This window comes from Gracilibacillus salitolerans (assembly GCF_009650095.1).
Taxonomy (GTDB): Bacteria; Bacillota; Bacilli; order Bacillales; family Amphibacillaceae; genus Gracilibacillus; species Gracilibacillus salitolerans.
The window spans coordinates 3,743,733-3,759,172 of record NZ_CP045915.1; the positions used below are offsets into that span (position 1 = coordinate 3,743,733).

Here is a 15,440-nt window from a genome sequence, read left to right on the forward strand (position 1 = left end):
TTACCTTCATTGTAAAGAAGGATTATTAATCTATTTTTTGAATGAGGTTAAGAGAGTGTAAATTTGTTAACTTTTATTTTCATCATGTAAATTTTTTATCATAATCCATTGTGATCCTGATTAATTTGCTAGAATACAAACAAAGGAGGGATAAAATGCTGCCATTTTCCATTGAAAAAGAACAATTAACACCAAGCCAAATGAAAATAGCGAATTACATTTCTAAGCATCTCCAGCAAGTATTACTCTCTACAGAGACGGAAATAGCACATGAGGTTGGAGTAAGTATTGCTACTGTTTCCCGCTTCTGGTCTATCATTGGCTATCAAAATTTAAAAGATTTCAAAAAACAGATGAAGAAGAAGTTAGAAGTATCTCCCGCCGGTAAGATCAAACGAGTACCAGCTCACCCATCTTATTATCTAACATTAGAAAAAAGCCTTTCACTTCTGCAAGAAACATTTGATAATATGGATCAAACACGCTTTCAACAAGCACTCGACCTGCTCAATCGGGCGAAACATGTATACATATTTGCCAGTGGTCCATCAAAAGGACTAGGTGCATTACTCGTTTATCGAATGAGACGCTTCGGGATATCGGTTCACTTAATAGAACATCATGGAAATGAACTGTTAGAAGAACTTATTCATTTCAAAAGCGAGGATGTCATTATCGTATTTGCTTTTGGAAGGTTATTACCTGAGGCAAAAGTCATTTTGGACTACCAACGAGAAGTCCATTTTCAAACGATTATGATTACTGATCAACTAGTAGCAGATTTCACATCGCTATCCACTATTACTTTATTTGCTAGCAGAGGAGATGCTAACGAGTTCCATTCGATGGTGGCACCAACTATTTTAGTAGAAAACCTGATACTAGGTTTAAGTGTAAAAGAACATGATACAAACATTCAAAGGCTCGAACACTTATCAAAGTTAAGAAAAAAGTATGATAAAGAACTCCCTCGTTAGTAATGTATAACTTTTTCCTTACTATTTCGCAAAAATACATTGAAGCTTTTTACCTATTTATTTATACTATTAATAACAGAAAAAATTACATACATAGGAAAAGGGGACTAAAGCAATGGAAATTATTCAATCCATGAAACACAAGGATATCCAGCAGAAAAATACATTAATGTTTATAACATTAGCTATTACTACGATCGTAGGACTTGGACTCTCTATACTTACCAACCAATCCTTAACAGCTATCATCTATGGTACCGAATTACTATCCGTAGTTATTCTCTATTTTATTTTTCAAAAAATAGTAAAAAAACCTCATGTGTTGCCATATTTACTTGTTATTATCTTTTTCGCCTCCAACTTTCTTTTTATTGCATTGGATGGGGCAAGTCCCGCAATATTTTTAATTGTTATTTTCTTAAGTTTATTTTCAGCTATTCAAATGAATCGTAAAGTCTTTTATACAGGATTCATAATTGGACTAGCTGCAATAGGTTATAACTATTATGCAATGGATAAGTCGAATGAAATAATGGTCCAGCTTTTTCGATATTCCTTACTTATTTATTTGTTAACCGCACTCGTTTTTCACTTTATAATCAAAATGTCAAACAGCCAAATGACACAATTGGCAGATTTATTACAGGCTTCTGATCAAGACAGTCTAGAGAAAGCACGTAGAGGACATGTGGTCCAAGAATCGATTACAAACATTCTTAGCAAAATTTCACAAGTTAATGATAAATTGCAAGACAATGTAAAAACGCAAGATGACCTTAATGCTACCATTCATGAGATTTCTCAAGCCAGTCAATTACAGTCAGAACAAATCTCTGATATTTCCAATGCCACCAATGATACACGCCAAAATATCGATGTCGTGGAACAGACCTCTCAGCATCTGGATCAAGAAGCAGCACAAGCAAGCAAATTAACGTTGTCAGGCAAAGAAAAAATGGATACTTTAAACGAGAATAATCGTGTCCTAGAGCAAACGATTGGTGATTTGAGCAGAATCTTCGCTGAGTTAACCAATAAAATTAAAGAAACAAATGGTTTTGCCGCTAACATTAAAGAAATTACCGAACAAACAAATTTACTTGCCTTGAATGCATCCATTGAAGCAGCACGTGCCGGTGAAGCTGGGAAGGGATTTGCAGTTGTAGCGGATGAGATAAGAAAACTCGCTGACCTAACAGGAGAAACAACAGAAAAAATCACAGGGAATTTATCCGAATTAAATGAAACAAATGAATCCGCTGTTGCCCAAATGGATAGAAGTATGCAAAATTTTGTAGATGGTATGGAAACATCTGAGGAAGTGACCGGCTACTTCGAAAGGCTGACTACAACGATGGGTACATTGAATGATGCTTTACAGAACTTTTCACAATTAGCTAAGGAAGTACAGGAACAATCAAACGGTGTTGATGGGTCCACGAATGATTTAGCAGCTATTATCGAAGAAACCTCTGCCAGCTTAGAAGAAATGAGTTCAACGATTACCACCTTAACAGAAAGCAATCAAGAGCTGGCTCAGTTATTAGATGAAACTGTCGAGGACTCTGAAACATTAAAGAAACAATTTTAGAGATTTAGAGCAATGAAAAGTATTATTAATTCTTGAAACTTTATATGGGGTACATTAAATGGATAGAGGGAGCAGAATAATTTATGCTCTACCTATCCTTTTGTGTATTTGCCCTCATTAGGGAGGCAATTTGTTGCTCATCAGTATTTGAAAATTGTTCTAGTTGATTAATAACTAGCTCTTGTCGCTGTAAAGAATGGTTTTGACTTAACTTTGCTTTTCCTTCTATCTGATTGATTTTTATTTTGAAGCCTTGAACTCCTTTACTCATGCCGGTGAGAAACTTATCATCTACATTTTCTAATCTGTATGAACTGTCAGGAGTTTCATATTTCCATACCATTTCGTGCAAGGAATCCATTAACTCATTTTCATCCTCTAAAAGCTCTACTACTCCATAAACATGAACAGTCACATAATTCCATGTTGGTACTGCTTTTTTCGTCTCATACCAAGATGGGGAGATAAAACAATGAGGACCATGGAAAATAGCTAGAACGGTTTGATTTTTTATATCTCTCCATTGAGGATTTGGACGAGCAAAGTGTCCATATAAGTATGTATGCTCCTTGTTCAAAATTAACGGTAAATGAGTCGCAAAGGGCATTCCATTGCATTGAGAAAAAAGAGTCGCAAAACTATGTTCTTTCATAATGTTGTAAATCATTTTTTTATCTGTGATTTTAAAATGTGAAGGAATATACATAATATAATAATCCACCTTTCAAAAAAATTATATGAGTGTTTTGCTCATTATAAAGTCCATTTGTTCTTCATCACCCATATAAAAAGAGTGGGTACCAGTATGAACAAACCCCATTTTCTTATAAAATGCAATAGCATTTTCATTTTTTTCCCACACACCTAGCCAGATTTTCTCTTTATTACACTCCATTGCAATTTCCACCGCTTTATTAAGCAGATATTTACCAAGCCCATGTTTTTGAAATTTGTTCTTTATATAAATCCTCTCCATTTCAAGTGATTCATCACCCATTTCTTCAGATTGAGCATCATTGGAATTGACCTTTAAATATCCAGCGACTTTATTATTAAAGTAAACAAAAAAGAATTGCGAAGAAATATTGGCTAATTCTTTTTCTAATTGTTTTAAGTTAAATGCCTTTTCCAAATAAGCATTCATGTTCTCGGGTGAATTTTGATGCTTAAATGTCTCATTAAATGTTTCATAACTAATTTCTTGAAGTATGTGTAAATCTTCAAGGGTACACTTTTTTATCATTATCGTCATTTACATGTCGCTCCTTTATATAATCAATAATTTCTCTTGTTTCCTTTTTTTACAAATTCCCAGTCTTTTTCAATATTTTCCCTTACTCTTTGAAGATGATTGGAAATGGTTTCTACTTCTCTTTCGGAAAACCCCTCCAATGCAACCGTATTGGAATATTCATTTTCTCTTTTTATAAAAGGGTAAACATTTTTCCCTTTCTCTGTCGGGAAGAGTTTTTTTATTTTTTTGTTATATTTATCTTCTTTCTTTTCTATAAAGTCATTAATTTCAAGTTTTTTTATAGCACGAGCTGCTGTCGTACGATCTACTTTTATCATCTCAGCTAACTTTTCTTGAATAATTCCTGGGTTTTCACATATTCGCACAAGGTACAAATACTGCCCTTTTGTAAGGTTATATTCTTTAAATTCTATATTACTTATAGAATCTAATGCCCTAGCTATCATTCCAATTTCACGAAGAATTTCTTTCATAATTAACTCCTCAGTTCGTATTTTTTGTTGTAAATGCAATAAAAATGACCTGTATTAAATTTAACCTATTTTTGATGTATTTGCAACAAAAATAGATGATCACTTCTCCTTTTTTATCTCTTACTGCTACCTTTTTCAAATTTGTGCTATATTTATTGCTAAGGAGAGGATTACATGACAAAGATTCTGATCGTGGAAGATGAAGAAAAGTTAGCTCGTGTATTGGAATTAGAATTAGGCTATGAAGACTATCAAACTACTATTGCTACAGATGGACAGATGGCTTTCCAACTTCTACAGGAAAATCATTATGACCTTGTTTTATTAGATATCATGCTACCAGGAATGAGCGGACTTGAAATTCTCAGACGCTATCGAAGAGCAAATACAGCTACACCAATCCTTTTATTAACGGCTCGTGATGAAGTACATGATAAAGTTTCAGGCCTTGACTTAGGAGCAAATGATTATATAACAAAACCATTTCAAATGGAGGAATTATTAGCCAGAGTCCGGGCACAACTACGTCAAGCAGAACCCGCTAATTTTCAGCAAGACCAACTGGTCCATCATGATTTATACATTGATCTCCAGTCAAGAGATGTCACAAGAAACGGTGAAACAATTGAACTCACACCTCGCGAATATGATCTGCTTACCTTTTTATTACAAAACAAAAACCAAGTCTTCAGCCGTGATCAATTATTGGATAAAGTCTGGGGCTTTGATTATGCTGGGGATACCAATGTTGTTGATGTCTATATCCGCTATATTCGCAATAAAATTGATAAACCCTACGAAAAGGTAACTATTCAAACCGTTCGTGGTGTAGGTTATACGATAAAGGATGTAAAATAATGAAGTTACGAACAAAAGTACAACTCTTTTTAAGTGGATTTATGGCACTGGTTATTCTTGTTATCAACAGTGCTGTCTATGTATTATATGAAGAGCGGGTTAGTGAAAACGAATTGAATCGAGTAAAAGCAGATGCAGAAAACGTTATGGAGGCTATTGCAGAAAATTCGACTGTCGACCTTGATAATGAAAATCTACTAAAGGCATTTCTTCCTGCAAATGCCATTATTCGGATTATAGAAGAGGATATGGAAGAAGCACTATTGCATGAAGTTTACACAGAGGAACAGTTTACACATTGGCCATTTTCCTATTTGACATCTGAACAAACCAGGATTGCAAGAGATGAAAGTAAGACACCTTATGCTCAGGTATCGATACCGATAATTTGGGAAGATGGCTCCATTGTAACGTTACAGGTCAGTGAAGCACTATACTCAATGGAGGATTCATTAAGTACTCTTCAACTTGTGTTATTTCTTACTGCAGGATTAATGCTAATCCCTGCATTGTTTGCTGGATATTTTTTATCCCGCTATATTACGAAGCAGATACAGTCCTTAACATTAGAAATGAAAGAAAATCCGAAGAAAGGTAAGTGGGAGAAACTCACCATTAATAAAAAAAATAAAGATGAGATCAGTGAAATGCAGCAAGCCTACAATGCTATGATTGAGCGGATTGAGGAGAACAGGCAGAAGCAAGAACGATTCGTATCCGATGCTTCCCACGAACTTCGAACCCCTATCTCGGTTATTAGGAGCTATGCGGAACTGTTAAAAAGACGCGGAAAAGATAAACCGGAAATTTTCGATGAAGCAACAGATGCCATTCTGTCAGAGTCCGATCGAATGCAACACTTAACCGAACAAATGCTGATCTTAGCAAAAAATGAAGATCAGGAAAACATCATATTCGAGCAAGTCAATATCAGTCAGATTGCCCGTGATGTCATTCGATCGTTATCTACTGCTTATCAACGTGAAATTAAATATTATCATGATGTAGATCATGATATCACCATTGGTGCAGACCGTAGGAAGATTCAACAGGCTATCTATATTTTAGTTGATAATGCATGTAAATATAGTGAGGATATCGTGCTTGTACGTATGCAGAAAAATCATCAGCAGTTAACGATTGATGTTAGCGATAAAGGAGAAGGCTTAACGGAAAATGAGTTGGTACATATTTTTGACCGGTTTTACCGTGTTGATAAGGCTCGTAGCCGAAAAGCCGGCGGAACTGGACTTGGCCTTGCTATTTGTCATCAAATAATTCAGGCACATGGAGGCGAAATCGAAATCACAAGTCAAGTGAATCAAGGATCAACATTCACGCTGAAATTACCAATGTGAGAGTAAAAGCTTCCATTTCTCATCAAATTCTCATTTTCCTCTCATGGTCTACTCATCATGATTGATTAGACTGTAAGTAACAAGAAACAAGGAGTGATCATGGATGAAAAACAAACTATTTTTTATCATATTAACAATTATTATTGTCATTGGTAGTGTAGTAGCTATTTACAACTTTACTTCTAATCCTGCTAGTGCCTATTTATCAGAGGAAGAGGCTAAGGAAAAAGTCTCCGATCAATTCTCAGGCAAGATCATGGAATTAGAATTAGATGAGGAAAATAACCGAAAAGTATATGAGGTGGAAATCAAGGGGACAGATCGTGATTATGAATTGAAAATCGACGCAGAAACGGGGGAAATTTTACTATTAAACGAGAAAACTGGTACTCTAAGAGACAACTCTGTAGCAAAAGAAGAAGCTGCTGATGACCAAGATAATACTGATCAAGAAGATAAAAATGAAACGGACAATAAGGACGAGCAGAATGAAGAAACTAAGCAACAATCCGATAACGCAAATAACACATTAATTTCAGCAGAGGAAGCAAGATCTATTGCTACAGATCAATATCCGGGGACAATTACAGATTTTGAGCAAGATGAAGATGACGGAAGATACCTATACGAAATTGAAATAAGAACAAACACGCACGAAGTTGATTTAGAAATTGATGCATACACTGGTTCCATTATCTCTATTTCCAAAGATGACCTCGATGATGACTAACAAATCTAAGAAAATAATGTACTTCGTTTAGTGATGAAGGACATTTATAGAGATCATCCAAGGAAGTCCCATTTTCATGGAACAAAAACAATATACAATAAATAAACAGCTAACAAGTAAATCAGTGAGCTTGCAAATAAAAGGTTTGCCCATTTTTTAATAGAGTGGGCTTTAAATCCTGCCATGCCAATTGCTAACCACCCGAGATTCAACAATGAAATTAGGATATAAAACAAATTGCTAAATCCAGTTAAAAATAAAGGAATAAATAATAATAATGCCATATAAATAACATTTCGACGAATAGTAATCTGATAACCACGCACAACTGGTAACATTTTCAGTCCTGAACGAGCATAATCATCATATTTGCGAATAGCAATTGCATACGTATGTGGCATTTGCCACAGGAACATAATAGCAAAAAGTGTCAGTGGAATCGCGTGGAATGCTGAACCTACCACTGCCCACCCCATCATTGGCGTGACTGCACCAGACAAACTGCCAATATGCGTATTCCAAGTAACTCTTCTCTTGGTCCACACAGTATAAACCACAACATACGTATACCAGCCAATGAAACCTAAAATAGCCACTTCAATATTAATGAATAATAATAGCAATTGGCCAACCAAACTCAGTGATATTCCTAATATAAGAATCGCTCGTAATGATATAGAACCTGTTACAGTCGGACGTTGTTTGGTGCGTTCCATTAACTTATCAACATCCGCTTCCAACCAATTATTTAACGTTAAAGCTCCAGCTACCAACAACGTACTTCCTGCTAGAAGCAACATAAAATCTAACCAATAGTTTCCAAATGAAATATTATAGTAACGTGCTGCCATAATAAATCCCAGTAAAGCAGGCAGCACGTTCGCTATTAATACAAATCTCTTAAATAAATATCTTAACTCTTTCCATACACTAACCATTACATGAACTCCTTAAACCTGCTTTATATAAATATGCCAGCTTGAGCCAGTTCCAATATTGTGAGCCTTAGCAAATGAACCCTGATTGATCGCCACTGCCAAGTTATCCAAGGAATTTACATATAAAACTGGCTCTCCAATCTGAATCGTAGCAAAAGAACGACCAAATGTCACTTTATTGCGATACACCCTTCTCGTATCATGGAGAATTTCTATTTCTACTGCTTTCCCGTAATCAATATTTAATTGGAGAAATAGTTCTCTGCTAATATTAGTCCACAAATTACCAAAACGTACATCTAATATATCAATCGTCCCACTTATCATTTGTTCTTCAAGCTTCGGTTCATAAAATGGCAGGCGCACAATATCCTCGATTTCTAACTCCGGACCGACTTTATCAAAAGAAATTACTCCGGCAGCTATTCGAGCACCTGTATATGCATAAATATCTCGTCCATGAAAAGTATGAGAAGCGCCTGACATCGGTAACCTATTGACTTCTTCATCAATTTCACGGATTTGCTTGATGCCAATTTTATAATAAATATGTGTTAGTGTACCATTATCGGGTGTAACAATATATTGATTATTCTCCGTTTGGACAACCACACTTTTTCGTTCTGAACCGACCCCTGGATCTACTACAGATACAAAAACAGTATTTTCTGGCCAATAAGAAAGTGTTTGTAATAATCGATAAGAACCAGACCAAATATCAAATGGTGGTATATCATGAGTATTATCATATATGGGTACGACTTTACTTACACTATGTGCAACACCTTTCATTGCACTAACAGCCCCATCTTCAAGTCCAAAATCGGATTGTAAAACCAATGCATTCATCATCATGATTACCCCTTTCTATGCTTAGCACCATTATACTATTATCTAACAATGAAATGAAAGAATATCATTTAAGGAACAAAATAGCTGGCGTTGATTCTTGGTAAAAGCTTTCTTTTGCTTAAGTTTTCTCCCAGGCATGAATAATCACAGCCTACTATTTCGAAGGCACCTAATATTCCAAAGATATCAGGTGCCTTCTTTTACTATTACTCAAATGTCGGCCAATTATTAAGCCATTTTATTTTCCTGATTTGCATACGAATGATACCATCTGCATCCCCATCATAATAATGATACACCATATAATAGCCGTTATTTCTTTGAATAACATCCTGTCCGCCTGGACCAATTTGGTTATCGCTACTTTCTAAAATAATATCACCGCCGCCTTGCAATAGCTCCTGCCCCTCCGAGTCCAGATAAGGACCAGTCACAGATTCAGCACGGCCTACTGCTACTTTGTAGGTACTATCTACGCCATTACAGCATGAATCCCAGGAAGTTAATAAATAATAATAGCCATCTCGTTCAAAAATAGTTGGGCCTTCAATTGCATTGTGCTGGTTTGTAGATTCTCTGGAGGCAATTTCCGTCGGTTCTCCGCTTAATTCAGTCATACTATCTGAAAGCTCCTGTACCACAATACCACCAAAATGCGAGCCATAAACCATCCACCAGCTACCTTCTGCCGTAAAAACCATAGGATCTATTGCGTTATATACTGTTTCACCAGGTGCTGACGTGAAAATAGACCCATGATCTTCCCAACTAGCTAAGTCTCCTGGTGTAGTCGTACTCGCAACACCAATTCCGGAATGGTTTGTACCGAAAATGGATGCAGCATAGTAAAGATAGTAAGTACCATCCTTTTCCACAACATGCGGAGCCCACAAATGTGCTATATTATAATCGAAAGTCCATTCGGGCACCGCTATTTCCCCCATCGCCTCCCATGGCCCTGTCAAGGATTCCGTAGATTTCCTCATGAAAATACCTCCAGGATCATCTGTACTTCTTGCTGCACCAGTAGACACCACAAAAAATTCACCATTCGCCTCAAATATGGACGGATCATGTACTGGATCATCAATCCCTAAGGCAGGATCATAGTCACCATATTTTCCGCTCATCTCTAATAAAGTAGTTTCTCCACCATTTGTTAAACCATTTAATTTATCACTATTAATATTAACGACTATTAATACACCTAATGATATAATGATTGCGATCCACATTCCTTTTTTCTTCAAAACAAAAATCCACCTTTCTCTGTAATTTATCCGCACACATTATAGCATAACATTAACCATAATGTATACGTTTGCAGATAAAAGCGGATTAAATTAATAAATTAGATATCCATATAATTTCCAGCATCATCAATAAATGCAAACTGACTTATTTTCCAGCCTTTTTCTATGAGACGGTATATATTATCGGCTGTCTCACTTGGATCTTTTGGTGCTTTGTCGCCACCCATACCTGTTTTCATCCATCCAGGATGGACAGATATTACATCGACCGGTTCTTCCTGCAAATATACACTTAATTTTTCAGTTAGCATATTCAATGCTACCTTTGTCATACCATATGGATAGTCCCCACTATATGCATTAGTTAGACTCCCTGCTTCCGAACTGATATTAATAATAGCTTGTGTTTCTGCCACTTGTTGCCTTAGTCCTATTCGCAAAACAGGTAAAAAATGTTTCACTACTCTCATTGGCCCTAACGTATTCACATCAAATGCTTGCAGTACTGCATTCATATCCAATTCTTCTATCGTTTTCTCCCGTTCATTTAAAATAGCTGCATTATTTATAATCACATCTAAATATTGATCGGTCAGTTTAACAGCTTCGGCAGCTTGTTTTACTGATTTTTCATTTGTTACGTCCATATGTATAATCCGAAGTTGTCCTTCATAAGATTCTTTTAAGTTTTGTAATTCTTTTATATGTTTATCGGCTACAGAGCGAACAGCAGCAAAAATAATATTGCCTTTTTTTAGGCCAGTACGAACCAATGCTAAGCCTAATCCTCTATTAGCTCCTGTAACTAAAACTTTCATCCTTTCACCTCATTTTTTATTTTTTGTAAACCCTTACATTTTTTATTTTATCATATTTCCGCTTCGATTTGAAAAAAACTAATGAATATGGCTGGATTGTTCACGAGATATTGCGTGCTGCTGACGAGACTAATAATATTGTTCACCACCCTGCACTCTCTTGCTCTTAAACAAAAAAACAGACAATTTCTAAACATAGAAATTGTCTGTTAGCCCTGTTTATTCCTTTTTGTTTCTCAGAATCTTGACAACCTCCATCAACACAACACTTGCAAGTGCTAATCCGAATGCGATCAATCCTTGATTCCAGCCAAATTCACTCGGGATGTGGAACACTTCTCTTGCGAAAGGCATGATCGTAATTGAATATAACACAAATCCAATCACGACAGCCCCTAATACATATTTATTTTTGAAAAAACCTGCCCCGAAAGCTGTTTGAACATTCGATCTTGCTGGGAAGGTTTGTAATGTTCTCGATAAAATCAGGGTGGTGAAAGCCATCGCTACGCCCATTCCTTCTGAGTGCTGTAACCCAATATAATGAGAAATGATAACTGCCACTCCAATTAACAGACCACGAATAGTGACCGATCGTAATGTACCTTCAGCGAAAATCCCCTCATCTATTTTTCGAGGTTTACGCTTCATAACATTTGGTTCTGATTTTTCCATCCCTAGCGCAATAGCGGGCAAGGAATCATTAACAAGGTTGATAAATAATAATTGTAAAGCTGTAAATGGATTGGCCCAATTCATAATTACTGCAAATAGAATCGCAATAATCGCTCCTAAGTTACCAGCGAATAAATAGGCAATTGACTTTTTGATATTATCAAATACGGTTCGCCCCACACTTACCGCTTTAACAATCGATACAAAATTGTCATCGGTTAAAATCATTGCAGCAGAATCCTTTGCCACATCGGTGCCACTTCCCATTCCAATTCCAATATCAGCTTGTTTTAACGCTGGTGCATCATTGACCCCATCACCTGTCATCGCAGTTATTTGGTTTTTACGTTGCCAAGCTTTGACAATTCTGATTTTATTTTCAGGAGAAACTCGTGCATAAACAGAAATATCTTCTAATTTCTCATCTAATTCTGCATCAGACATATCATCTAACTCTTTACCGGTTACAGCCAAATCATTTTCTGCCATTAATCCGATTTCCTTACCTATCGCTTCTGCGGTTGTTTTATGGTCACCGGTGATCATGACAGGTTTAATGCCTGCTTTTTTCGCCTCATCAATTGACCCGTAGACAGCATCTCGTGGTGGATCCATCATGGCTGTAAAGCCTATTAAAGTGAAGTCTCGTTCATCATCTAATGTGATTTGATGATCTTCTTCGACTTTTTTATACGCAAAAGCTAATACACGCAAAGCTTGCTTGGAATAGCTCTCATTTTGATTCTCTAATTGGTTGAGCCATTCCGAAGTTAGTTCTTGTTCCTCACCGTTCACTAAAATAGTACTTGCACGGTCTAACATCACATCTGGTCCGCCTTTGATCAGCATCAATCGTTCATCATCAATGGTATAGACTGTCGACATCATTTTCCGTTCTGAGTCAAAAGGTAGTTCTGCTTCTCGCTTATATCTATTTCGTAACTCTTTGTACGGCTGCTTTTGCTTATCTGCTAACCGAATCAGTGCAATTTCCGTTGGATCCCCAATCTCATTGTTATCTTCATTAATATAGGAATCATTACAAAGCGCCGCCGTCTGAATTAATAACCGTTCACTCTTCACCCATTTTTCCTTGCTAAACGGATCCTCTACTTCCGGCAAATAAGCTTCTGTTACTGTCATTTGATTTTGGGTTAGTGTTCCGGTTTTGTCGGTACAAATGACACTGGTAGAACCTAGTGTCTCTACTGCTGGTAAACGGCGGATAATCGCATGTTGTTTTGCCATTTTATTAGTGCCAACAGATAAAACAATCGTCACAATTGATTGTAAGGCCTCAGGAATTGCTGCGACTGCAATCGCAACGGAAAACATTAAAGCATCTAATACTGCTTTTGTCATATCAACATCGGCATCCCCCAACCAAATACGGCCGACTTGTACGGCAAAGATGACAATACAAATAAGTAAAATCGCAATACCTAATTTCTTACTGAAGGAATCCAGCTTTCGTTGCAAAGGTGTTTGTTTTGCTTCCGCTGTTTCAATCATTTCGGCAATTTTGCCAATTTCAGCTTTTTCACCAGTCGCTGTCACGACGAAAGTACCGCGGCCATTAACTACTAATGAACTAGAAAACACCATATTTTTCTGATCACCAATCGACACTTCCTCTTGTATTGGTTCCGTGACTTTTTCTACCGCATCGGACTCCCCTGTCAGCATCCCTTCATTTATTTTTAATGATTCTGCTTGCAATAGACGACCATCTGCTGGTATGTAATCCCCAGCTTCCAGTAATACAATATCACCCGGAACTAATTCGCGTGCCATAATGGTCTGACTTGTACCATCACGAATTACTTTAGCTTCCGGCGCAGACATATCTCGAAGTGCATCCAACGAGCTTTCCGCCTTCTTCGTTTGAACGACACTGATTACCGAATTTAACAAAATAACGATAAAAATAATGATCGATTCAATTAATTCACCCAGTACTAATTGTACGATTGCCGCCACCAGGAGTACAACGACCATTGCATCTTTAAATGTTTCTAAAAATAGCTTCCATGTCGGTACTTTTTCTTTATCAGCTATTTCGTTATAGCCTTCCTGTTCGAGCCGGTTATTCACTTCATTCTTCGCTAACCCTTCTGTTTGCGTTACTTCCCATTTATCTAAAACTTCTTTCTTCGTTTTTTGATAACTACTCAAGACTAATCTCCTCCTGATTCGATCGTAATCAATACTGTCTCAATACGATAATCGGACATTTCTACAGCTTCAAACGTTAAATTTTTGTATGATATTGCTGGACGCTCCGAATTCTTTGGAATGTACCCCAGTTGATGAACGATAAATCCATTCACAGTCTCGAATTCTTCAGAAGGCAACTCGATTTGGAAGGCTTCCTCTAATAAATAGAGATGAGTTGTCCCCTCCACTTCATATTGATTCGTGTTTACCTTTTTTACACTGCTTGATTCGTCTTCACCAGGCAAATGATGTTCGCTTAATATTTCCCCAACAATTTCCTCAATTATATCTTCCATTGTAATAAGGCCATCGATTCCACCATACTCATCGACTACCATTGCAATATGGAGATTATGTTTTTTCATATCTCGAAAGGCGACATCAATTGGCTGGGACTCCATCACATAATAAGGTTTGCGCAAAAGATGATTCCACGTCTGACCATTCTTTTTTAAAAAAGCAAACATGTCTTTCATATGTAAAGTACCAACAATATGATCAATATCCTCCTCATAAACAGGAAAACGAGTAAAGCGTTTATCATTGATCACGTCTAATATTTCGTCGATACTTGAATGGATATCAATAGCTGTAATATCTGTTCGGTGTGTCATAATATCAGAAACGGTTTTATCATTAAACTCAAATATGTTATGAATCATCCGTTTTTCGTCATTTTCAATCGTTCCTCGTTCCCCGCCAATATCCACCAACATTCTTATTTCTTCTTCATTTGCCTCCTCTTGTTTTGCATGAGGATCAACTCCAAATAATTTTACGATTAAGTTGGTCGAAAGATTCAAAATTTTGACAAACGGAAAACTTATCTTAAATAAAATCGACAATGGGTTAACCGTTTTATAAGCAATTGTTTCTGCTTTTTGCAAAGCTAATTGCTTCGGTACCAGTTCTCCAATTACCAATGTAAAGTAAGAAAGCAGTATTGTGATAATAATAACAGCAATTGTCTGCAGTAATGATAATGCGACTGGTACACCGACAGCCACTAACCATTCTGCTAAAGGCTGTGCAAAACGATCAGCTGCAAACGCACTGGCAAGAAATCCTGCTAGGGTAATACCAATTTGAATCGTTGCTAGAAAACGGCCTGGTTCCAATAATAAGGCCTGTAATTTCACTGACTTTTTATCACCTTGTTCCGCTCTTTTCTTTATTTTATTGTCATTCAAAGCTACTAATGAGATCTCAGAAGCTGCAAAAAATGCATTAATTAATATTAGTAATACAAGAATAATGAAAGATAAAACCAAAATACCACCTTCTCTTTACTAGTCTTATCATTGTTATACCCAAAATAAACTGTAACAAGACAATTTTTCCCGATAATAAATGAATAAAAATGTAAAATAAGGATGAAACCTGTTACAGACTATGGCATAATAGAAAATGTTAGAAAATTTATTCTTAATATGTGATAATAAAAA

At 36.4% G+C, this 15,440-nt stretch carries 14 protein-coding genes; 5 read left to right on the forward strand and 9 right to left on the reverse strand.

The annotated features are described in order from the left end of the window. The first annotated feature begins 155 nt into the window (after positions 1 to 155). Together GI584_RS17980 and GI584_RS17985 are read left to right on the forward strand one after the other, a co-directional pair. Positions 156 to 977, forward strand: a complete 822-nt coding sequence (locus GI584_RS17980) for a MurR/RpiR family transcriptional regulator (RefSeq protein ID WP_153792079.1) — start codon at positions 156 to 158, stop codon at positions 975 to 977. A 115-nt stretch (positions 978 to 1,092) separates the two neighbouring features. Next, positions 1,093 to 2,568: a methyl-accepting chemotaxis protein gene (locus GI584_RS17985; RefSeq protein ID WP_153792080.1), complete on the forward strand. Its 1,476-nt coding sequence runs from the start codon at positions 1,093 to 1,095 to the stop codon at positions 2,566 to 2,568. Between the two features lie 88 nt (positions 2,569 to 2,656). Here GI584_RS17985 and GI584_RS17990 read toward each other — a convergent pair whose 3' ends face one another. From GI584_RS17990 to GI584_RS18000, 3 genes are read right to left on the reverse strand one after another with little or no spacing between them, the layout of a single operon-like run. Further along, positions 2,657 to 3,274 carry an FMN-binding negative transcriptional regulator gene (locus GI584_RS17990; protein WP_153792081.1) on the reverse strand — a complete coding sequence of 206 codons (618 nt, stop codon included), beginning with the start codon at positions 3,272 to 3,274 and terminating at the stop codon, positions 2,657 to 2,659. 27 nt (positions 3,275 to 3,301) lie between these two features. Further along, positions 3,302 to 3,820, reverse strand: coding sequence for a spermidine/spermine N(1)-acetyltransferase (locus GI584_RS17995; RefSeq protein WP_153792082.1), 519 nt, complete (start codon positions 3,818 to 3,820; stop codon positions 3,302 to 3,304). Between the two features lie 23 nt (positions 3,821 to 3,843). Beyond that, on the reverse strand, positions 3,844 to 4,296 hold the full coding sequence (locus tag GI584_RS18000) for a MarR family winged helix-turn-helix transcriptional regulator (RefSeq protein ID WP_100359414.1): 453 nt from the start codon (positions 4,294 to 4,296) through the stop codon (positions 3,844 to 3,846). A gap of 174 nt (positions 4,297 to 4,470) precedes the next feature. Here GI584_RS18000 and GI584_RS18005 point away from each other — a divergent pair, with 174 nt between their 5' ends. From GI584_RS18005 to GI584_RS18015, 3 genes are all read left to right on the forward strand, one after another. After that, entirely contained in the window at positions 4,471 to 5,154 is a 684-nt protein-coding gene (locus tag GI584_RS18005; RefSeq protein ID WP_153792083.1) for a response regulator transcription factor, read from the forward strand. Beyond that, on the forward strand, positions 5,154 to 6,512 hold the full coding sequence (locus GI584_RS18010; protein ID WP_153792084.1) for a sensor histidine kinase: 1,359 nt from the start codon (positions 5,154 to 5,156) through the stop codon (positions 6,510 to 6,512). Before GI584_RS18005 ends, GI584_RS18010 begins: the two co-directional genes overlap by 1 nt. 103 nt (positions 6,513 to 6,615) lie before the next feature. Continuing rightward, positions 6,616 to 7,242, forward strand: a complete 627-nt coding sequence (locus GI584_RS18015) for a PepSY domain-containing protein (protein WP_153792085.1) — start codon at positions 6,616 to 6,618, stop codon at positions 7,240 to 7,242. A gap of 74 nt (positions 7,243 to 7,316) precedes the next feature. Here GI584_RS18015 and cyoE read toward each other — a convergent pair whose 3' ends face one another. The 6 genes from cyoE to GI584_RS18045 form a co-directional block, all read right to left on the reverse strand. Continuing rightward, the gene (gene cyoE, locus GI584_RS18020) at positions 7,317 to 8,180 is read right to left on the reverse strand and encodes a heme o synthase (protein ID WP_100359410.1); all 864 of its coding nucleotides are present in this window, start codon (positions 8,178 to 8,180) and stop codon (positions 7,317 to 7,319) included. Positions 8,181 to 8,192: 12 nt separating this feature from the next. Continuing rightward, the gene (locus GI584_RS18025; protein ID WP_153792086.1) at positions 8,193 to 9,035 is read right to left on the reverse strand and encodes an SAM hydrolase/SAM-dependent halogenase family protein; all 843 of its coding nucleotides are present in this window, start codon (positions 9,033 to 9,035) and stop codon (positions 8,193 to 8,195) included. Between the two features lie 203 nt (positions 9,036 to 9,238). Further along, the gene (locus GI584_RS18030) at positions 9,239 to 10,282 is read right to left on the reverse strand and encodes an arabinan endo-1,5-alpha-L-arabinosidase (RefSeq protein ID WP_153792087.1); all 1,044 of its coding nucleotides are present in this window, start codon (positions 10,280 to 10,282) and stop codon (positions 9,239 to 9,241) included. 101 nt (positions 10,283 to 10,383) lie between these two features. Beyond that, a complete protein-coding gene (locus GI584_RS18035; protein WP_100359407.1) occupies positions 10,384 to 11,103 on the reverse strand; it encodes an SDR family oxidoreductase in 720 nt (239 codons plus the stop codon). Between the two features lie 219 nt (positions 11,104 to 11,322). Next, positions 11,323 to 13,953, reverse strand: coding sequence for a cation-translocating P-type ATPase (locus tag GI584_RS18040; protein WP_153792088.1), 2,631 nt, complete (start codon positions 13,951 to 13,953; stop codon positions 11,323 to 11,325). 2 nt (positions 13,954 to 13,955) lie between these two features. Beyond that, a complete protein-coding gene (locus GI584_RS18045; RefSeq protein WP_100359405.1) occupies positions 13,956 to 15,266 on the reverse strand; it encodes a hemolysin family protein in 1,311 nt (436 codons plus the stop codon). Between the last annotated feature and the right edge of the window lie 174 nt (positions 15,267 to 15,440).